Below are 20,228 nucleotides of genomic sequence, written 5' to 3'. Positions count from 1 at the left end.
GGGCTTCGCTGGGCACTGGCCTGGAGGCCGCCGGGCGCACGTCGAACTCGATGTCCTCGACGGGTGCCACCGGCAACAGCAATTCCGGGCGCGACGGCGCGGCGAACGGCAGTTCGGCGCGCGGCAGCCAGTGCACCACTTGCATGGCGGACAGGTAGGCGCGGCGGCGGGACTCGATCAACAAGGCGCGGGCATCCGGGGAGAAATCAGTCGCGCATTCTAACGCCGTTGGGGAGATCGCGCTGCAACAGGCTGGCGGAATTTATCGCCTGTACCGGCCCAATCGCAGGCAAGCCAGCTCCCACAAGAGCAACGCGGGCCTTGTGGGAGCTGGCTTGCCTGCGATTGGGCCAGTGAAAACCCCACAAAACCTCAGGCAATCCCCCATTACAGACCAAGGGGTGAAATCCTCCCCCCCGGATGCAGTACAATCGCGCCTTTTATTTGGCAACGAGTCGACCCGCCAATGATCGAACCCAAGCGCGTCCTGCGCGCCCTAGCCGAACACTGGGCCTTGATCGAGCCGCTGTGCGAGCGTTTCGACCAGGGCACCCTGAGCCTGGTCGAGCTGCGCCAGCAGCTGGCCCGCCAGCAGGTGGAAAGCACCCCGCAGGACATCACCCAACTGCTCGACGTATGGATCCGCCTGGACATCCTGTCCTGGTCCCGGTGCGGCAGCCAGTGCACCACTTGCATGGCGGACAGGTAGGCGCGGCGGCGGGACTCGATCAACAAGGCGCGGGCATCCGGGGAGAAATCAGTCGCGCATTCTAACGCCGTTGGGGAGATCGCGCTGCAACAGGCTGGCGGAATTTATCGCCTGTACCGGCCCAATCGCAGGCAANCCCCCATTACAGACCAAGGGGTGAAATCCTCCCCCCCGGATGCAGTACAATCGCGCCTTTTATTTGGCAACGAGTCGACCCGCCAATGATCGAACCCAAGCGCGTCCTGCGCGCCCTAGCCGAACACTGGGCCTTGATCGAGCCGCTGTGCGAGCGTTTCGACCAGGGCACCCTGAGCCTGGTCGAGCTGCGCCAGCAGCTGGCCCGCCAGCAGGTGGAAAGCACCCCGCAGGACATCACCCAACTGCTCGACGTATGGATCCGCCTGGACATCCTGGTCCCGGTGGCCAAGAGCCCGAACCGCTTCGAGCTCAACGCGCAGATCCACGACTTCCTCGCCTACCTGCGCCGTGAACACCGGCTGGGCCTGTGCCTGGAGATCGAAGCCTACCTGCGCCACCTGGAGCGCCTGGCCGGGCATATCCAGGACGCCTTCGACAACCGCGACAGCGACGACCTGGCGCGCCAGCTGCGCCTGCTCGACATGCGCGTGCGCGACGTGCTGAAGAAGCTCGACAACGATGAGCAGGCGCTGGTGGCCGTGGCCGAGCGGGCCAAGACCAGCAACCGGCAGATCCCCCTGCGCCAGCGTTACGCCGAAGTACTGGCGACCTGGGACGAGTACGTCGAGCCGATGATCCAGCTGGTCAACGCCGACGGCGCCTTCGAGCAGGGCGTGCGCAAGGTCGAGACCGTGCTGCTGCGCCTGCTGGGCGAGCAGGCGCGCCTGGGCCACCTGGTCGACGACGACATGCTGCTGCGCACCCACGCGCGCATTCTCGAGATGCAGACCAGCGCCCAGCTCACCTTGCGTCACGCCCGCGAGCTGCTGCTGCCGCTGCGTGAAGAAGCGCGCCGGCACAACGCCGTGACCCGTGGCGCGGCGCTGGCGCTGTCGGTGATCCGCAAGAAGGGTATCGACGCCGTACCGCAAGCGGCCATGCCGATGTTCACCCGCCCGCAAAGCACCTTCCTCGGCAGCGCCAGCCAGGTCGAGGCCTACGTGTACGCCCTGGCCCGTTTCGAACCGAAACCGGCCCGCTTCCCCAAGGCGCACAAGACCCACAAAGGCCCCCTGCCCCGCGCGCCGCGCACGGTCAAGGAGATGCTCGAGCGCTGCGAAGACGCCCTGCCGCTGCCGGACCTGATGGTCTGGCTGCTGGAGCAGGAGCCCGAAGGCGCCACCGACGAGCTGCTGTACTGGTTCTCGCGCCTGTCGCGCGAGAAGCGCTTCGGCCGCCAGCGCCTCGACCGCCAGCAATACCTCACCCGCGAACACCTGGTCAGCCTGCGTTCCTTCGCCCTGACCTCCAGCCGTGAACAAGCACCGGCTACCACCGAATCCACCGCGAGCCCAGCCAATGCATCTTGATCTTTCCGAACTGTCCCAGCTCGCGCCGATCTTCCGCGAGCTGTTCAAGGGCTTCCACGTCAGCCGCCGCGACCCGGAGCTGTACGCCCAGCTGTCGAATTTCCAGGACCAGTACCGCACCCTGTTCAAGGCCCTCGGTTTCGAGCTGGTCTGCGACACCCGCGGCTTCTACTACTTCGTCCCCGAGCAGGCCGCCGCGCAGGTCAACAAGACCGCCCAGCGCCTGTCGCTGTTCACTTTCATCCTGGTCGAGCACCTGGCCGACCAGGGCCGCGACCCGATTACCGTGCTCGACGGCGGCAGCATCGGCCGCGACGAGCTGCCCTCGCTGCTGGACAAGTACCGCGACCTGTTCTTCCAGGCCGAAGTGCAGACCGTCGAGGAGCTGGAAGAGAAAATCCTGCGGCGCATGACCCAGCTTGGCTTCGCCCACGAAGAAGGCGGTATCTACCGCTTCCTGCCGCCAATGCACCGCTTCCTCGACGTGTGCCTGTCGGTGCAGCAGGACCGCGACCTGGCCGCCACCCTGCACAGCGACCTGCCGCTGCCGGTACCGGTACTGGTGGTGGAAGAGACACCCGAAGAACTCAACCGCACCGACGACCCGCTGGACCTCACCCCATTCGATGGCGAGGAGAGCGAAGAGGACGCCCTGGCGCGGGCGATCCGCGAAGAGCAACAGGAGATTGACGCATGAGCCAGGAACGCTACGGCATCCGCCGCTTCGCACTGCTCAACACCGCCGGCTACAGCCTTGGCCTGTTCCCCCTGGAACACCCGCTGTCGGTCTATGGCGCCAACAACCTGGGTAAATCGGCGTCGATCAACGCCCTGCAGTTCCCGATCCTGGCGCGCATGTCGGACATGAGCTTCGGCAAGTACAGCCTGGAGCAGTCGCGGCGCTTCTACTTCGCCAGCGACACCAGCTACATCCTCTGCGAGCTGAACCTGCCCCACGGCCCGCACGTAATCGGTGTGGTCGGCCGCGGCCCGGGGGGCGGCTTCGGCCACCAGTTCTTCGCCTACCAGGGCCAGCTGGACCTGGCCCACTACCAGAAAGACGACACCTGCCTGCGCCAGAAAGAGCTGTTCACCAACCTCGAGCGCAACGGCCTGAAAGCCTACGAGCTCAAGCCGGACGAACTGCGCCGCCTGCTGGTGGGTGGGCACACCTCGGTGCCGCTGGACCTCACCCTGATCCCGCTGCGTTCGACCAGCGAGCAGAGCCTCAAGACCTTCCGCGCGCTGTTCATCAACCTGCTGCACATGCGCGAGATCACCGCCGCCAAGCTCAAGCAGCTGTTCCTCGACGCCTTCGAGCACAGTCTGCGCTCGGGCAGCGTCGACTACATCGCCGCCTGCGAAGAAGCCTTCCGCGATGTGCGCCGCATGGAGGGCGACTACAACGCCCTGGTCGCGGCCGGCCCCTTGGTCGAGGCCCTGGCCGGTGGCGTGGCCCAGCGCGACATCCTGCGCGGCAAGCTGCACCGCATCTCGCCGCTGCTCGACAACCTGCTGGGCACCTGGCAGGAATACGCCATGGCGCGCAAGGAAGAACTGGTCATCCAGTCCGAGCACTATCGTGGCGAGCAGGACCGCCTGCAAAACGACCAGCGCGGCGGCACCCAGGAGCTGATGCGCCTGGAGCGGGAAATCACTGGCATCCAGCGCTGGCTCGGCGAGCTGTCGGTGCTCAAGCACCGCTTCGCCCTGGTTACCGACGTCAAGGTGCTGGAACAGCAGCTGCTGGCCGCCAAGGACGCCCACGATGAACTGGCCGGTGCACTGGCCCAGTCGCGGCAGTTCTCCGCCGAAGACCTCGACGAGCGCGTGCGCGACCTCGAGAAGCGCGTCAAGGCGGTCAAGCTGCAACTCGACCACGCCGACAACAACAGCTACGCCCGCCTGCGCGAAGAGTTCTCGCAGCAGGATGTCGACCGCCTGATGCGCCTGTTCAACGGCGCGCTGTTCAGCCTGCCGCTGGGTGACCGCGGCATCGAACTGGACGACAGCGATGTCTGGGTGAAAACCCTGGAAGGCGTGCTCGACCGCTTCAAGGGCGAGCGTTTCGAAGTGCCGGGCCTGTCCATCGACATTTCCCACATCGACCCACCGGCCTTGCAGGCCCTGGCCGACCGCGCCGCCCTGCGCGACCAGAAAGAGCGCCTGGACAAAGAGCTCAAGCAGCTCAAGACCCAACAGGCCGTGGCCCTCGACCGCGCCGCCAGCAAGGCGCAGACCGAAGCGCTGTACCAGCAGGTGCTGGATGCGCAGAAGGCCCTGGAAGACTTCCGTCGCGCCGAAACCCTGGCCGCCGAAGAGCCGGAGAAGATGGAGCAACTGGGCCAGCTGGAAGCCGCCCAGGACGAGCTCAAGCGCTCCAGCGACGCCTTCACCGAGCGCGTCCAGCAGTTGTCCGCCAAGCTACAACTGGTGGGCCGGCAGATCGCCGACCTGGAAGCCAAGCAGCGCACCCTGGAAGATGCCTTGCGTCGTCGCCAGCTGCTGCCGGCCGACCTGCCGTTTGGCACGCCGTTCATGGAAGCGATCGACGACTCCATGGACAACCTGCTGCCGCTGCTCAACGACTATCAGGACAGCTGGCAGGCGCTGCAACGCGTGGACAACCAGATCGAGGCGCTGTACGCCCAGGTGCGTCTCAAGGGCGTGGCCAAGTTCGACAGCGAAGACGACATGGAGCGCCGCCTGCAGCTGCTGATCAACGCCTACTCGCACCGCACCGAGGAAGCGCTGACGCTGGCCAAGGCGCGCCGCGCGGCGGTCACCGACATCGCCCGGACCCTGCGTAACATCCGCAGCGACTACGACAGCCTCGAGCACCAGCTGGCGCTGTTCAACCGCGAGATCAACAAGCGCCAGGTGTCCAACCTGGAGAGCTTCCGCGTGGTGCTGGCACCGAACAAGGAAGCGCTCAAGCACATCGACCAGATCATCCACAGCGCCGGCCAGTACGAAGAAGGCGAAACTCTGTCGGTGTTCGACCTGACCCAGAACAGCGACCAGGATCACAAGAACGAAGAGGCCAAGGAGTACTTGGCGCGGCTGGTGGCGGCCAACCACAACCAGCTGGGCCTGAAGGACCTGTTCGAACTGGCCTTCGAGATCACCAAGATCAACAGCCAGCCGGTGATCCACGCCGACATCGACGGCGCCGCGTCCAACGGCACCACCATGACCATCAAGGCGCTGACCAACATGTACCTGTTGCTGCACCTGATGGACCGCGACCTGGCCGGGCGCATCCGCCTGCCCTACTACCTCGATGAGGCGGCGGACATCGACGAGCGCAACCAGGCGGCGCTGCTGGAGACCAGCCAGCAGCTGGGCTTCGTGCCGATCCTGGCGAGCGTGAAGCCGCAGGTGTCGGCGCGGGTGGCGATCGATCTGGAAGGTGGCAGCGGGCCGAATGGCATCTACATCGACGAGGCGGACTGGAAGTACATCAGCCGGCGCGACGAGGTGAAGGCCATCGTGCGCGAGGATGAGGCCGAGGAGCTGGCCTGAGGTAGCTGGGGCCGCGTTGCGGCCCCATTCGCGGGCAAGCCCGCTCCCACAGGGTTGATGCAGTACCTGTGGGAGCGGGCTTGCCCGCGATTGTTTCTAGCAGGTTATTGCTGTGCCCAAGGCAGGATCGGAATCGCCGTCACCGCATTCTGCGGGCTGCCTTCGATCAAGCGGTCGCTGTACACCAGGTACACCAGCGTATTGCGCTTCTTGTCGAGAAAACGCACCACCTGCATGGTCTTGAACACCAGCGAGGTGCGCTCCTTGAACACCTCCTCGCCATCTTTCAAGTCACCCTTGAAGTGGATCGGCCCGACCTGGCGGCAGGCGATCGACGCCTCGGCACGGTCTTCGGCCAAGCCCAAACCACCTTTCACGCCGCCGGTCTTGGCCCGCGACAGGTAGCAGGTCACACCATCGACCTTGGGGTCGTCGAATGCCTCGACGACGATACGGTCGTTCGGCCCGACGAACTTGAACACGGTGGACACCTGGCCGATCTCCTCGGCCCCGGCCAGCATCGGCAGCGCCAGGGCGGCCACGGCAAACATCCTTTTCAGCACGGTGATCTCCTTCAGACCAGGACCAGGTTGTCGCGGTGCACCAGCTCGGGCTCGGCGCTGTAGCCCAGCAGGTTTTCGATGGCATCGGACGGCTGGCCGATGATCTTCTGTGCTTCCAGCGCGCTGTAGTTGGCCAGGCCTCGGGCCACTTCCAAACCGTCCGGGCCGACGCAGACCACCATCTCGCCACGGCGGAAGCTGCCCTGCACCGTCTTCACGCCGACTGGCAGCAGGCTCTTGTTGGCCTGACGCAGGGCCTGCACGGCGCCGTCGTCGAGCACCAGGGTGCCACGGGTCTGCAGATGGCCGGCCAGCCACTGCTTGCGCGCGGCGAGCATGCCGCGCTCGGGCGACAGCAGGGTGCCCAGGCGCTCACCGGCCTTGAGCCGGTCCAGCACACGTTCGATACGGCCACCGATGATGATGGTGTGGGCACCGGAACGGGCCGCCAGGCGCGCGGCGCGCAGCTTGGTCTGCATGCCGCCACGGCCCAGGGCGCCGCCGGTACCGCCGGCCACGGCGTCCAGCGACGGGTCGTCGGCGCGGGCTTCGTAGATCAGCTGGGCTTCGGGGTTGTTGCGCGGGTCGGCGTCGAACATACCGTCGCGGTCGGTGAGAATCACCAGCAGGTCGGCCTCGACCAGGTTGGCCACCAGCGCGGCCAGGGTGTCGTTGTCGCCGAAGCGAATCTCGTCGGTGACCACGGTGTCGTTCTCGTTGATCACCGGCACCACACCCAGGTCGACCAGGGTGCGCAGGGTGCTGCGGGCGTTGAGGTAACGCTTGCGGTCAGAAAGGTCGTCGTGGGTCAGCAGGATCTGCGCGGTGTGCTTGCCATGCTCGCCGAAGCTAGACTCCCAGGCCTGCACCAAGCGCATCTGGCCAAGCGAGGCGGCAGCCTGCAACTCGTTCATCGCACTCGGTCGCGTGGTCCAGCCCAGCTGGCTCATGCCCGCTGCCACGGCCCCGGAGGAGACCAGCACCAGTTCCACGCCCGCTTCGCGCAGGGCCACCATCTGCTCGACCCACACCGCCATGGCGCCTCGGTCGAGGCCCTTGCCGTCGGCGGTCAGCAGCGCGCTGCCGATCTTCACGACCCAGCGCTTGGCGCCAGTCACCTTGCTTCGCATCTTCTCTTCCAACCTATGTCGAATCTGTAGATACAGTGGATACAAAAACGCCGCTCCAGAGAGCGGCGTTTAGTGTACTGCAACCGATCAGTCGCGCACGTAAATGATTTCCGGGCCGTCTTCGTCGTCCTCGAAATCATCCCAGTCGTCATCGTCGCCGATGTCGTGCACGCTCTTGACGCCGGTGCGGCGCAGAGTGCGGGCGTCGTCCAGGGCCTGCAGCTGGGCACGGGCTTCGTCTTCGATGCGCTGGTCGAGCTCGGCCAGCTCTTCGGCGTAGGCCGGATCGTTGGCCAGGCGGTCGGCGCGGTCTTCGAGGTAGCGCATCAGGTCGTGGCTGAGCTTCTCGGTGCCCTGCTTGGCAATGGCCGAGATCACGTACACCGGGCCGTCCCAGTTCAGGCGCTCGACCACTTCCTTGACGCGCTCATCCTTCTCGTCGTCCATGATCATGTCGGCCTTGTTCAGCACCAGCCAACGCTCACGGTCGACCAGCGCCGGGCTGAACTGCGCCAGCTCGTTGATGATCACTTCAGCGGCATCGGCCGGGCTGCTGTCGTCCAGCGGCGCCAGGTCGACCAGGTGCAGCAGCACACGGGTACGGGCCAGGTGCTTGAGGAAGCGGATGCCCAGGCCGGCACCTTCGGAAGCTCCTTCGATCAGGCCGGGGATGTCGGCGATGACGAAGCTCTTCCAGCGGTCGACGCTGACCACACCCAGGTTGGGCACCAGGGTGGTGAACGGGTAGTCGGCGACTTTCGGCTTGGCGGCCGAGACCGAACGGATGAAGGTGCTCTTGCCGGCGTTCGGCAGGCCCAGCAGGCCAACGTCGGCCAGGACCTTCATTTCCATCTTCAGGTCGCGCTGGTCGCCCGGCTTGCCTGGGGTGGTCTGGCGCGGCGCACGGTTGGTGCTGGACTTGAAGCGGGTGTTGCCCAGGCCGTGCCAGCCGCCCTGGGCGACCATCAGCTTCTGGCCGGGGGTGATCAGGTCGCCGATGACTTCCTGCGTGGAGGCATCGATCACCGTGGTACCGACCGGCACGCGCAGGAACAGGTCATCGCCCTTCTTGCCGGTGCAGTCGGTGCTGCCACCGTTGGAGCCGCGCTGGGCTTCGTGGTGGCGGGTGTAGCGATAGTCGACGAGGGTGTTGAGGTTCTCGTCGGCCACCATGTACACCGAGCCGCCGTCGCCGCCGTCACCGCCGTTGGGGCCACCGTTCTCGATGAATTTCTCGCGGCGGAAGCTCATGCAACCGTTGCCGCCGTCACCCGCTTTTACCCGGATGGATACTTCGTCTACAAACTTCATTCAATACCGCCTCTCGTCGGCTGACGAGTCGAAAACCAGAAAACCCTGAGGCTCTTGCAAAGATGAGCGCGGCGGCCCCGTACGATCAGAACCCAACGCCGGCAGCCCATACAAACAGCTTTGCAAGAGGCTCACTACAAACGAAAAAGCCCCGTCGCATGACGGGGCTTCTGGAGCGGCGTCGCGATTAAGCGGCGACGATGCTCACGTAACGGCGCATGAACTCGCCTTTCTTCTCGAACTTGATCACGCCTTCGATCTTGGCGAACAGGGTGTGATCCTTGCCCATGCCAACGCCGTAGCCAGCGTGGAATTCGGTGCCGCGCTGACGGACGATGATGTTGCCAGGCTTGATAACCTGACCGCCATACATCTTCACGCCAAGGCGTTTCGATTCTGAGTCGCGACCGTTACGGGTACTACCACCAGCCTTCTTGTGAGCCATGGTTCAATTCTCCAAATAAATTCAGGGGATCTAGGGGATTAAGCCTGGATGCCGGTGATTTTGATCTCGGTGAACCACTGGCGGTGGCCCATACGCTTCATGTGGTGCTTACGGCGACGGAACTTGATGATGCGTACTTTATCGTGACGGCCTTGCGAAACGACTTCGGCAACAACTTTGGCGCCGGCGACGACTGGTGCGCCGATGGTGACTTCTTCACCGTTGGCAACCAGCAGAACGCGATCGAAGGTCACGGATTCGCCGGTGGCGACTTCCAGCTTTTCGATCTTGAGGAATTCACCTTCAGCGACTTTGTACTGCTTGCCGCCGGTAACGATTACTGCGTAAGACATGGTATTTCTCCGATAATCCTGCTCACCCAGCGCTTTATATGATGAGTATTGGCTGGCATGGCTGCATAGGGCTGGAACGGCCCGGTGCAATTGCGTAAGGCAGGTGCTGCCCAGGAAGTTAGGGTGCGCGATTGTACGCAACCCCATAAATGCTTGCAAGTACCGGCCCGGGGCCACGGCCACCGCGCCTTGACACACCGATACCTGCGACCTAGCATGCCGCGCAACCTCAATGGAGCAGCCGATGCAACCCCAATCCTTCTACCGCGCGGTAGCTGACGATTTCAGCGCCGTCGACGAGATCATCAAGAAGCAGCTGACCTCGCGCGTGCCGCTGGTATCGAAGATCGGCGACTATATCACCTCCGCTGGCGGCAAGCGCCTGCGCCCGCTGCTGGTGCTGCTGTGCGGCAAGGCCCTGGGCCGCGAAGGCGACGACCTGCGCCTGCTGGCGGCGACCATCGAGTTCCTGCACACCGCCACCCTGCTGCACGACGACGTGGTCGACATGTCCGGCATGCGCCGTGGCCGCTCCACCGCCAACGCCCTGTGGGGCAACGCCCCGAGCGTACTGGTGGGCGACTTCCTTTATTCGCGCTCGTTCGAAATGATGGTCGAGCTGGGCTCGATGCCGGTCATGCAGATCCTCTCCAAGGCCACCCGGGTGATCGCCGAGGGTGAAGTGCTGCAGCTGTCGCGGGTACGCGATGCCAGCACCACCGAAGAGGTGTACATGGACGTCATCCGCGGCAAGACCGCGATGCTGTTCGAGGCCTCGACCCACAGCGCCGCCGCGCTCGCCCAGGCTACTGACGAACAGCGCGAAGCCCTGCGCACCTTCGGCGACCACCTGGGCGTGGCATTCCAGCTGGTCGACGACCTGCTGGACTACAAGGGCGATTCGGAAACCCTGGGCAAGAACGTCGGTGACGACCTGGCCGAAGGCAAGCCTACGCTTCCATTGATCTACACCATGCGCGAAGGCACGCCCGAACAGGCAGCCCTGGTGCGCAAGGCGATCCAGAAAGGCGGCCTCGAGGACCTGGAGCAGATCCGCGTTGCCGTAGAGGCCTCCGGCGCCCTCGACTACACCGCGCAAATGGCCCGCGACTACGTCGCCCGCGCCATTGCCTGCCTGGAAGTGCTGCCGGCCAGTGAGTACCGGGATGCGCTGGTGGAACTGAGCGAGTTTGCCGTAGCGCGCACGCACTAAGCCGAATCGCGTCGCCCTCTTCGCGGGCAAGCCCGCTCCCACAGGTTCAACGCCAAACCTGTGGGAGCGGGCTTGCCCGCGAATGCTTTTGCAGCGGCAAAACACACTTCAGCGGCAAAACCTTATACAATGTGCGCCTTTACCCGCCTGTACGTTAAGGAACGCCCGTGAGCACTCTGCCGCCCTGCCCCCAATGCAACTCCGAATACACCTACGAGGATGGCACTCAACTGATCTGCCCCGAATGCGCCCACGAGTGGTCGAAAATCGGCGAAGCCGAGGCCAGCGACGACGTGGTGAAGAAGGATTCGGTGGGTAACGTCCTGCAGGACGGCGACACCGTCACCGTGATCAAGGACCTCAAGGTCAAGGGCTCTTCGCTGGTGGTCAAGGTCGGCACCAAGGTCAAGAACATCCGCCTGTGCGACGGCGACCACGATATCGACTGCAAGATCGACGGCATCGGCGCAATGAAGCTCAAGTCCGAGTTCGTGCGCAAGGTCTGACCCTTCTCTTCGGGGCTGCCCGCCGGGCGGCCCTGATAGATCCTGCAACAGGATCGCCTGCACCACCCGCAAGATTTCTTCCAATTGTTACTTGCTATTTTGATAATAAGAATTATTCTCATTGGAACCGCTATCCAAGGAGAATAGCCATGACCTATCTGATCGACGCCTGGCTGGACCGCCCCCACCCTTACCTGCGCATCCTGCATCGCGAGACTGGCGAAGTGTGCGCCGTGCTCGAAGAAGACGCACTTGACGAGCTACGTGACCAGGGGGACCTGGACCTGATGGGGTTGAATTCGAGTGAACCGGGGGTGCTCAAGGAGCTGGTGAGGAACCTGTTTCTGTTCTGCTATGCACGGGCATTGCGCCCTGGGGGAACGGATTGGAATTGAGGCCGGCAGGACCGACCTCATCGCCGGCAAGCCGGCTCCCACAGGAACCGGTTTGCTGGCGATAGCAGTATTACAGAACGTCGAGCAGCTCGACGTCGAACACCAGTACGCTGTGCGGCGGGATGCTACCAACGCCCTGGGCGCCGTAGGCCAGCTCGCTCGGCACGTACAGGCGCCATTTGCTGCCGGCGTTCATCAGTTGCAGGGCTTCGGTCCAGCCAGCGATCACGCCGCCAACCGGGAACTCGGCCGGCTGGCCGCGCTCGTAGGAGCTGTCGAACACGGTGCCGTCGATGAGGGTGCCGTGGTAGTGGGTGCGCACGTTGTCTTCGCGGGTCGGCTTGGCGCCTTCACCTGCGGTCAGCACTTCGAATTGCAGGCCCGAAGCGAGGGTGGTGATACCGTCACGCTTGGCGTTCTCGGCCAGGAAAGCCTTGCCTTCACCGGCAGCAGCTTCAGCCTTGGCAGCCGCTTCGGCTTGCATGACTTCGCGGATAACCTTGAAAGCAGCCGACAGGTCGGCTTCGCTGACGCGGCTTTCGGCGCCATTGAAGGCGTCGGTCAGGCCGGTAACGATGGCCTCCAGGTTGACGCCTGGTGGTGGGTTGTCACGCAGCTGGCCACCCAGCTGACGGCCGATGCCGTAGCTGACGCGGGTTTCGTCGGTAGACAGGTTGAGTTCGGACATGGGCTTGCTCCGCTTGAGGGCGCACTGCATCCGCGCCCTGATGAAAAGGGCGAGCAGCCTAGCACACTGGTGCCGCGCGAAGCAGCTACCAGGCCGAACGCTGGGAAATCGGGACTTTGAGGTCTTCTTCCGGGTGCGTGCCCATGCCGCACATCTCGTCCTGCACGGACCAGTGCACCAGGTTCAGCGACAGCAAGGGGATGGTTTGCAGAAGCTTGCGGGCGTCTTCGACCGAATGCACACGCAATCGCTGGCCGCGCGTGTCATCCAGGGGGTGGGCCCGCCCCTTGACCCGGGCTTCGAGCAGATAATCGCCACCTTCGATGGCGATCAGGTTGAGTTCGTCGACATGGCCGGCCCTGGCCTCGGAGTTGAGCTGATGCAGGTTCATGGGCGTACCTCGCTGCGGGAACCACGCATGAGTGCTCATTTTTTGTACAGCCCTGCTGAAAGTACAAGCCACCGTCCGTCAGGAGCTGAAAAGCATCGCGGGGCAAGCCCGCGCCCACAAAGCGCTACAGGCTTCGTGGGAGCAAGCTTGCCCCGCGATGAGAGCAGACGGATCAGTGCTTGGTGAGGCGATCCAGGTAACCCATGACGAACGCCGAGACGACGAAGGTCATGTGGATGATCACGTACCACATCAGGTATTCGGTGGAAATGTTCTGCGCATCCATGAACACCCGTAGCAGGTGGATCGAGGAGATGGCAACGATGGATGCGGCGACTTTCATCTTCAGCGACGAGGAGTCCATCTTGCCCAGCCAGTTGAGCTTCTCCTTGCTGTCGTCGATGTCCAGCTGCGAGACGAAGTTCTCGTAGCCGGAGATCATCACCATCACCAGCAAGCCGCCGACCAGCGACATGTCGATCAGCGAGAGGATAACCAGGATCAGGTCGGCTTCGGCCAGGCTGAAGACATTGGGCAGCACATGGATGATTTCCTGGAAGAACTTCAGGGCAAGTGCCAGCAGGCCAAGCGAGAGGCCGAAGTAGATCGGGGCGAGCAGCCAGCGCGAGGCATACATCGCATTTTCGAGGATACGTTCCATGGACAGTGGGGGACTCGTGAGGTGACTGAAAAAACGTGCGCGAGTATAGCCAGCCACCTGTGACAGCAAAAGCCTGCGGTGGGTTGCCGCAGGTAACCGATACACTCCCCTGAGATCCAATCGCCGGCAAGCCGGCTCCCACAGGGATTGCGCAAGCCTTGAGGTCAGCACAGTCCGTGTGGGAGCCGGCTTGCCGGCGATAGGGCCATGACAAGCATAAGCTCAGGTCTCAGGATGGAACTGATAATCCCCGAGGTTGCGGCAGCGCTCACCGTTGATCTTGCGCAATTGCGCCTGCAAATGCAGGCACCAGATCTGCGGATCCTCGGCAACCTGATAGCCATGGAGGGTAAGGCTGTCAACGATGGCGTTCATCACCGACTCGGCCACCAGAGGGCCATGGAACGGCCCCTGGGCCTTGATCGCCGAGGGTTGCTCACCGGCCATGCCGGCGGCGAACAGTAACGTCCACATGCCGTTGTCGCCGGCCAATGGGCGAATGCTGCATTCGATGCGGGTCACCAGGCCCAGGCACTGGCGGGTAAGGCTGAGGTTGCGCATGGCGGCGTCCCCTCTGAAAAGCCCAGTTCAACCCGAAGCACTCGGGCTGTTTCCATCCTGAACCCTGCTGCTGTCCCTTGGTTCCACTTTAGCTGATCGGCGGAAAAGTAAAAAAACCGGCGCTGAACGGTAGCACTGTGCCTCCAGCGCCGGTTTATTGACTTATGCAGGTTTGGCCTGGGCGACCATCTCCTCCAACCGCTCCTTCTCGGCTTCCTTGATCTCTTCTTCGCTGATCATCTCGGAAATTACCCGCAGACGCTCTACCACGCGGGCATTGACGCTACCTTCAGCGAAGTCGCCCTTGTCGTCGAGCGCTCCAGCCTCCTCGCCCACCAGCAGGCTCAGGGCCTCATCGGCCTGGCTGACAGCGTAGACATGGAACTGCCCGGCCTCGACCGCCTGCAATACGCGCTCGTCGAGCATCAAGGTGGCGACGTTGGCCTTGGGGATGATCACCCCCTGCTCGCCAGTCAGGCCGCGGGCCTCACAGAGGCGGAAGAAGCCTTCGATCTTCTCGTTGACCCCGCCGACCGCCTGCACCTCGCCGAACTGGTTGATCGAGCCGGTGATGGCGAAGCACTGCTTGAGCGGCGTGCGTGACAGCGCCGAGATCAATGTGCAGGCCTCACCCAGCGAGGCGCTGTCGCCGTCGACGTAGCCGTAGGACTGCTCCAGGGCGATGCTCGCCGAGATCGCCAGCGGGAATTCCTGGGCATAGCGGCTGCCCAGGTAGCCGGTAAGGATCATCACGCCCTTGGAGTGGATCGGCTGGCCAAGGTTGACCTCGCGCTCGATGTCGACGATGCCGCTGCCGCCGGGGTAGACGGTGGCGGAAATGCGCGCCGGCATACCAAACGCCGAGTCGCCCACCTCGAGCACCGTCAGGCCGTTGCACTTGCCAATCGCCGCACCCTCGGTGTCGATCAGGATGATCCCGGCGAGCATGTCGTCGAGCACCCGCTGCGACACCCGCCCGGTGCGCGTGGCCTTGGCCTTCAGCGCACGTTCGATGTGGCCTGCGTCGGTCATGTCTTCATTGGCCAACTGGCGGATGAAGTCCGCTTCGCTGACCAGCTGGAACAGGTCGCCGATGCGCGCCGACAGGCGCGACTGGTTTTCTGCCAGGCGTGCGCTGTAGGTGGCCAGGCGCGCCACCGCATCGCTGGTCAGCGGCGCCATGCCCTCTTCGTTGGTGCGGGTGCGCAACAGCTGGGCGAACTGCTCCAGGCTCTCATCGACCATGGGCAGGTCTTCGTCGAAGTCGACCAGCACCCGGAACATCTCCTGGAAGTCCGGGTCGTGGTCTTGCAGCGCGTAGTACAGCTGGCGCGAGCCGATGATCACCAGCTTGACGCTGAGCGGGATCATCTGCGGCGTCAGGCTGACGGTGGCCACACGCCCCAGCTCGCCGAGCGGCGACTCCATCTTCAGCTTGCGCGACTGCAAGGCGCGCTTGAGCGCATCCCAGACGAAGGGCTCACCGAGCATCTTCTCGGCTTCGAGGATCAGGAAACCACCGTTGGCACGGTGCAGCGCACCCGCGCGCAGCTGCCGATAGGAGGTGTAGAGCGCGCCCTGGTCGGTGCTGTACTCGATGCGGCCGAACAGGTTGTCGTAGGTCGGGTGCGGTTCGAACACCACAGGCGCACCGCCATTGCCGCAGTGGCCGACCACCAGGTTGGGGGCGTACTGCTCTTCGAGCATCTTGCGCGCTGCGGCGTCGGTCTTGCTGTCCTCGACCAGTTGCTCGACCACGGTACGCAGCAGGTTCAGCTGCATCGACTGCAAGTAGGCACAGACAGCGGCGTTCTCGGCGTACTTTTCCGACAGCGGCGCCAGCAGCGGTTGCAGGGCGAGGGTGATGGTTTCTTCGTTGAGCTGGCGCAGCTGGTTGTTCGACTCGCGCTTCCATTGCGGCAGGCTGGAGAGCTCGTCGTTGAGGCGCTCTTCCAGCTCGGCGATATCCTCATGGAAGCGCTCGCGCAGTTCTTCAGGCAGTTGCGCGAACTCGGCCTCGTCCAGCGCCTTGCCGTCGGCCATGGGGGTGAAGGCGACGTTGCTGCTGTCGCGGTACAGGGCCACGTCCTTTTCCAGCGAGGCCCGCTCGATCACGTCCAGCGCACGGTCATAGCGCTGGTTGAACGCACGGTCGATGGCGCCTTTCTTCTGCTGGTAGGACGGGTGCTCGAACACCGCCGGGAAGGTGGCCAGCAGGTTGTCGATCAACCCGTTCATGTCGCTGATGAAGTCATGTGCGGTGCCAGCAGGCAGTTCCAGTGCCCGCGGCTCGCGAGAGTCCTCGAAGTTGTTGACGTAAAGCCAGTCGGCGGGAGTGCCCTGGCGCTTGCCTTCAGCCTTGAGATAACGCTTCACGAACGAGAAACGGCCCGTGCCGGGCTCGCCCATCACATACACGTTGTAACCGGGGCGCGGCATCGCCACGCCGAATTGCAGGGCCTCGACGGCACGTTCCTGGCCCAGCACACCACGAAATGGCTCCAGATCATCAGTATTGGAGAAGGCAAACTGTTCAGCGGAGAAACGCCGGGTCAGGGCTTCGGGCGCGAGACGCAGGCGCGAGGCGACAGGATCGGGCATTGGGTTTCCTTACTTCGGCGGGGCGGATGGAAAGCATTCTGGCGCCGCCAGCGCGCAGCGGCAAGGCTCTGCGGGACTTTATGTCGCAGCCCAACAAAGGCGATCGCGCAAGCAATTTTTCGCAATAAATAACGCAACCTTTGGATCGTGCCTAAACTCCAAGCTGCGCGGGAGGGTGGAAAGACTTCCCGTCCTGGCAAGCGCATTGCCAGACCCCTGACCATTGGTACGACACTTGAGAATGAGAACAACGCTATGAAACGGATTCTTCTGGGTACTCTGTTCGCCGCTGTCTCTATCAACGCCATGGCCGAAGCGCCCGGTGGCCCGAACTGCGGCTGGGGCAACCTGCTGTTCGAAGGCCAGCGTGGCACCCCGGCGCACTTCCTGGCCTCCACCACCAACGGCACCTCCGGCAACGCCACCTTCGGCATGACCTCGGGCACCAACGGCTGCTCGACCAAGGCCGCCCTCACCTATGGCGGCAAATCCTGGTTCGCCATGAACGGCATGATGAACGAGCTCTCCGAAGACATGGCCAAGGGCCAGGGCGAAGCCCTGACCACCTATGCCGTGGTCCTTGGTGTAGCCCCTGAAGACCGCGCGCATTTCGCCGCCGTCACCCACGAGCACTTCCAGCAGATCTTCAGCAGCGCCAACGTGACCGCCGAAACGGTCCACAGCAACACCCTGGCGGTGCTCAAGAGCGACCCGCAACTGGCCAAGTACGCCACCGAGGCATGAGTCCCGCGCCTCCCGCCCCGGCAGCGGGGCGGGTTTGGCGATTCACCTTCCGGCATCATCAGGATGTAGTTGCCCGACATGCTCAAACGCCTCGCAACCCTGGCGCTGATCGTCAGCGCACCGCTGCACGCCGCACCACAGCTCGACCCAGCCCGCCTGCAACAGCTGGCCGCCACGCCCTACTGGATCGCCCTGGGCCATTATGAAACCGCCAAGCTCGGCGGTTGGCGCAGCTATGTGGACGACAGACGCTTCTTCCTCGCCGAGGACGGTGCGCACCACCCGGACCAGGAGCTCAAGGCCACGGTCGAGGCGCTGTACGCCCCGGCGAGCCTGGGCGACAAGCACCCGCAGTGTGTGTTCCCCGCCCGCACCCGCTGGCTGACCGAACAGCTTGGCCTGACTGGCCTGCCGAAGCCGAATTGCCAGGAGTTCGCGACCTGGTACAGATCGGTCGACCCGCACAGTGCGACGCTGATCTTCCCGGCGGCTTACCTCAACAGCCCGTCGTCGATGTTCGGCCACACCCTGCTGCGCATCGACCAGTCCAATACCCGCCGTGACGACACCACGTTGCTCAGCTACGCGATCAATTTCGGCGCCTATATCGAAGGCAGTGACAACAGCATCCTCTACGCCTGGAAGGGCCTGATGGGCGGCTACCCCGGGCTGTTCGCGATCATGCCCTACCAGGAAAAACTGTCCGAATACCGCAGCCTGGAAAACCGCGACCTGTGGGAGTACCAGCTGGACCTGACGCCGGAAGAGACCGGGCGCATGGTCGAGCATGTGTGGGAACTCAAGCAGATCAAGTTCGACTACTTCTTCTTCGACGAGAACTGCTCCTACCGCCTGCTGGAGCTGTTGCAGGTGGCGCGCCCGAGCCTGGACCTCACCTCGCAATTCGCGTTGACCGCCATCCCCACCGACACGGTCAAGGCGGTCAAGCAGTCCGGGCTGGTCACCGATGTGCGCTATCGCCCCTCGCGCGAGCGCGAACTGCTGGCCCGCGCCGAGCCGCTGGACGCCACGGAGAAACAGCAGGTATTGGCCCTCAGCGCCGACACCGAACAGTTGCAAAGCCCCCAGTTCACCGCCCTGCCCCGCGACCGCCAGGCCTTGGTACAGGATGCCGCCTACCGCCTGGAACGCTACCGGGCCAATGGCCAGGAGCGCGACCCGGCCCAGGCCGCGCGCAGCTTCGAGCTGTTGCGGGCGATCAACCGGAACCCGCCGCCGCCGCTGGACATCGAGCGCCCCGGCCTGCCCGAGGATGGCCACCAGTCCCGCACCTGGCAACTGGGGGTCGGTACCCGTGAAGACCGCGCCTTCGCCGAGTACGGCCTGCGCATGGCCTACCACGACCTCAACGACAATATGTACAGCTTCCCGCTCGGTGCGCAGATCGAGATCCTCCAGCTGAAGCTGCGCCAATACGAAGGCAACGACTGGCAGGTACAGCGCCTTGACCTGGCCACCATTCGCTCGCTGACGCCGCGCAACGAGCTGCTCAAGCCCTGGTCCTGGCAGGTGGCGGGCGGGCTGGAGCGGGTACCGGGCAAGCATGACGACGAGGTGCTGGTGAGCCATGTCAATGGCGGTGCCGGCAGCACCTGGCAACTGAGTGACGAGCTGCTGGGCTTCGCTCTAGGCACGGTACGTGTGGAGCATCACAACGACTTCGCCGAGTTCGTTTCACCGGCGGCCGGGTTCAATGGAGGGCTGCTGTGGCGTAATCCGCTGGGCAACCTGACGCTGGAGGCCAAGGGTGACTACTTCACCAATGGCGAGGTGCGGCGCAGCGTGAGCCTGAACCAGCAGTGGGAGCTCAGCCAGAACCTAGGGCTGAGGTTGAGTGCTTCGCGGCAGTTCAGCCATCTGGCCACAGCGCAGAACGAAGTGATGCTGGAGTTGAAGTGGTATCAGTATTGAGACATCGCGGGGCAAGCGTAGTAGCGGGCTTGCCCCGCGATCCTTGCTGACCACTGTTGCCCCACCGACTCTTTGACACTGATTTGACGTTGGCCCGACAAACCACCCCCTAGACTTTCCATCATCACTTCAAAAGGTCTTGTGGATATGTCGCGGTACTGGCTGGGCCTGTGTGTCGTGTTGTTGCTGGCGGGTTGCGCAACCACCCATGAGCAAATGCTCGACCAAGGCTATCCCCCCGCCTACGCCGACGGCTTCCAGGACGGCTGCAGCAGTGGTCGCCAGGCCGCCGGCCTGATGGCCGGGGACTTTAGCAAGGACGTCCCGCGCTACCTGCATAACCGCCAGTACGAAAGCGGCTGGGATGACGGTTTCCGCCAGTGCCAGGCCATGCAGAACAGCGAAGAACAGCGCCAGTACCATGAGCGCTACTGGGACGAACGCGACCGCGACTGGCAACAGGAGAAGGACCGCGACGCCGCTCGCGCCTATCGCCATAACTGACGTCGCAAACGGACAACCACTGCAACCCGCGACCTGCCACCATGGTCTCCAGTACAAGGAGGCCCGCATGAGCCGAGCATTCGTCAACGAAGACCAGGCCGCCGCCCAGGCCGACCAGCCTGTGGAACGGCGTGTCAGCGACCAGCCCAACTATGTCACGGCCACGGGCATGGAACAGTTGCATCAGCGCGTCGCCGCGCTCAATGCGCGGCGTGGCGAGTTGCAGGCCCAGGGTGAACACGGCGACAAACAGCAGCTAGCCGATACCGAACGCGACCTGCGCTATTTCAACGCCCGGGTGCAGAGCGCGCAGCTGGTGCCAGCCGCCACGTCTACGCAGAAGGTGCAGATTGGCAGCCGGGTGCGGTTTGTCGATGAGGACGGCCAGGCGCATCAGGTGCAACTGGTGGGTGAGGATCAGGCCGATGCAACGCAAGGGTTGATCAACTGGGGCTCGCCACTGGGGCGGGCGCTGCTGGGGGCGGGGC

General features: G+C 63.9%; 20 protein-coding genes and 2 pseudogenes. 11 read left to right on the top strand and 11 right to left on the bottom strand.

The window, feature by feature from the left end; all coding sequences use genetic code 11:
* Positions 1-184, bottom strand: a pseudogene (locus IX761_RS26115) (energy transducer TonB); the annotation flags it as partial.
* A gap of 282 nt (positions 185-466) precedes the next feature.
* Between IX761_RS26115 and IX761_RS26110 the strand changes: the two are divergent.
* From IX761_RS26110 to mksF, 4 genes and pseudogenes are all read left to right on the top strand, one after another.
* Positions 467-658 (top strand): annotated as a pseudogene (locus tag IX761_RS26110) (hypothetical protein); the annotation flags it as partial.
* Between the two features lie 272 nt (positions 659-930).
* On the top strand, positions 931-2,217 hold the full coding sequence (gene mksB / locus IX761_RS26105) for an Mks condensin complex protein MksB (protein ID WP_194792365.1): 1,287 nt from the start codon (positions 931-933) through the stop codon (positions 2,215-2,217).
* The gene (gene mksE, locus IX761_RS26100; protein ID WP_194792364.1) at positions 2,207-2,914 is read left to right on the top strand and encodes an Mks condensin complex protein MksE; all 708 of its coding nucleotides are present in this window, start codon (positions 2,207-2,209) and stop codon (positions 2,912-2,914) included. Before mksB ends, mksE begins: the two co-directional genes overlap by 11 nt.
* Entirely contained in the window at positions 2,911-5,742 is a 2,832-nt protein-coding gene (gene mksF / locus IX761_RS26095; RefSeq protein WP_194792363.1) for an Mks condensin complex protein MksF, read from the top strand. The genes mksE and mksF overlap by 4 nt, the downstream gene beginning before the upstream one ends.
* 104 nt (positions 5,743-5,846) lie before the next feature.
* On the opposite strand, the gene IX761_RS26090 is transcribed toward mksF, so the two are convergent.
* From IX761_RS26090 to rplU, 5 genes are all read right to left on the bottom strand, one after another.
* On the bottom strand, positions 5,847-6,293 hold the full coding sequence (locus IX761_RS26090) for a CreA family protein (RefSeq protein WP_194792366.1): 447 nt from the start codon (positions 6,291-6,293) through the stop codon (positions 5,847-5,849).
* Between the two features lie 23 nt (positions 6,294-6,316).
* Positions 6,317-7,435, bottom strand: a complete 1,119-nt coding sequence (gene proB / locus IX761_RS26085) for a glutamate 5-kinase (protein ID WP_194792362.1) — start codon at positions 7,433-7,435, stop codon at positions 6,317-6,319.
* Between the two features lie 87 nt (positions 7,436-7,522).
* On the bottom strand, positions 7,523-8,746 hold the full coding sequence (gene cgtA, locus IX761_RS26080) for an Obg family GTPase CgtA (RefSeq protein ID WP_194792361.1): 1,224 nt from the start codon (positions 8,744-8,746) through the stop codon (positions 7,523-7,525).
* A 187-nt stretch (positions 8,747-8,933) separates the two neighbouring features.
* Positions 8,934-9,191, bottom strand: coding sequence for a 50S ribosomal protein L27 (rpmA, locus tag IX761_RS26075; protein WP_003247464.1), 258 nt, complete (start codon positions 9,189-9,191; stop codon positions 8,934-8,936).
* Between the two features lie 38 nt (positions 9,192-9,229).
* The gene (gene rplU / locus IX761_RS26070) at positions 9,230-9,544 is read right to left on the bottom strand and encodes a 50S ribosomal protein L21 (protein WP_003247466.1); all 315 of its coding nucleotides are present in this window, start codon (positions 9,542-9,544) and stop codon (positions 9,230-9,232) included.
* A 244-nt stretch (positions 9,545-9,788) separates the two neighbouring features.
* Here rplU and IX761_RS26065 point away from each other — a divergent pair, with 244 nt between their 5' ends.
* The 3 genes from IX761_RS26065 (at position 9,789) to IX761_RS26055 (ending at position 11,658) form a co-directional block, all read left to right on the top strand.
* Positions 9,789-10,757 carry a polyprenyl synthetase family protein gene (locus IX761_RS26065; protein WP_194792360.1) on the top strand — a complete coding sequence of 323 codons (969 nt, stop codon included), beginning with the start codon at positions 9,789-9,791 and terminating at the stop codon, positions 10,755-10,757.
* Between the two features lie 167 nt (positions 10,758-10,924).
* Positions 10,925-11,263 carry a zinc ribbon domain-containing protein YjdM gene (locus tag IX761_RS26060; RefSeq protein WP_194792359.1) on the top strand — a complete coding sequence of 113 codons (339 nt, stop codon included), beginning with the start codon at positions 10,925-10,927 and terminating at the stop codon, positions 11,261-11,263.
* A gap of 149 nt (positions 11,264-11,412) precedes the next feature.
* Positions 11,413-11,658, top strand: a complete 246-nt coding sequence (locus IX761_RS26055) for a hypothetical protein (RefSeq protein WP_038707330.1) — start codon at positions 11,413-11,415, stop codon at positions 11,656-11,658.
* A 70-nt stretch (positions 11,659-11,728) separates the two neighbouring features.
* Here IX761_RS26055 and IX761_RS26050 read toward each other — a convergent pair whose 3' ends face one another.
* The 5 genes from IX761_RS26050 to IX761_RS26030 form a co-directional block, all read right to left on the bottom strand.
* A complete protein-coding gene (locus tag IX761_RS26050; RefSeq protein ID WP_194792358.1) occupies positions 11,729-12,346 on the bottom strand; it encodes an FKBP-type peptidyl-prolyl cis-trans isomerase in 618 nt (205 codons plus the stop codon).
* Positions 12,347-12,431: 85 nt separating this feature from the next.
* Positions 12,432-12,737, bottom strand: a complete 306-nt coding sequence (locus IX761_RS26045) for a DUF6482 family protein (RefSeq protein WP_194792357.1) — start codon at positions 12,735-12,737, stop codon at positions 12,432-12,434.
* A 172-nt stretch (positions 12,738-12,909) separates the two neighbouring features.
* Complete coding sequence (locus IX761_RS26040) at positions 12,910-13,398, bottom strand: TIGR00645 family protein (protein ID WP_153787195.1); 489 nt, start codon at positions 13,396-13,398, stop codon at positions 12,910-12,912.
* Between the two features lie 222 nt (positions 13,399-13,620).
* Positions 13,621-13,959, bottom strand: coding sequence for a hypothetical protein (locus IX761_RS26035; protein ID WP_194792356.1), 339 nt, complete (start codon positions 13,957-13,959; stop codon positions 13,621-13,623).
* 162 nt (positions 13,960-14,121) lie between these two features.
* Positions 14,122-16,560: a Lon protease family protein gene (locus IX761_RS26030; protein WP_194792355.1), complete on the bottom strand. Its 2,439-nt coding sequence runs from the start codon at positions 16,558-16,560 to the stop codon at positions 14,122-14,124.
* 255 nt (positions 16,561-16,815) lie between these two features.
* Between IX761_RS26030 and IX761_RS26025 the strand changes: the two genes are divergently transcribed.
* The 4 genes from IX761_RS26025 to IX761_RS26010 form a co-directional block, all read left to right on the top strand.
* On the top strand, positions 16,816-17,304 hold the full coding sequence (locus IX761_RS26025; protein ID WP_194792354.1) for a DUF3015 domain-containing protein: 489 nt from the start codon (positions 16,816-16,818) through the stop codon (positions 17,302-17,304).
* 78 nt (positions 17,305-17,382) lie between these two features.
* Entirely contained in the window at positions 17,383-19,236 is a 1,854-nt protein-coding gene (locus tag IX761_RS26020; RefSeq protein WP_194792353.1) for a DUF4105 domain-containing protein, read from the top strand.
* A gap of 147 nt (positions 19,237-19,383) precedes the next feature.
* The gene (locus IX761_RS26015) at positions 19,384-19,740 is read left to right on the top strand and encodes a hypothetical protein (protein ID WP_194792352.1); all 357 of its coding nucleotides are present in this window, start codon (positions 19,384-19,386) and stop codon (positions 19,738-19,740) included.
* 67 nt (positions 19,741-19,807) lie between these two features.
* On the top strand, positions 19,808-20,228 hold a 421-nt coding region (locus tag IX761_RS26010; RefSeq protein ID WP_194792351.1), incomplete at its 3' end, for a GreA/GreB family elongation factor.

This window comes from Pseudomonas sp. UFMG81, assembly GCF_015354575.1.
GTDB lineage: Bacteria > Pseudomonadota > Gammaproteobacteria > Pseudomonadales > Pseudomonadaceae > Aquipseudomonas.
This window is presented reverse-complemented; position numbering and strand designations above follow the sequence as displayed.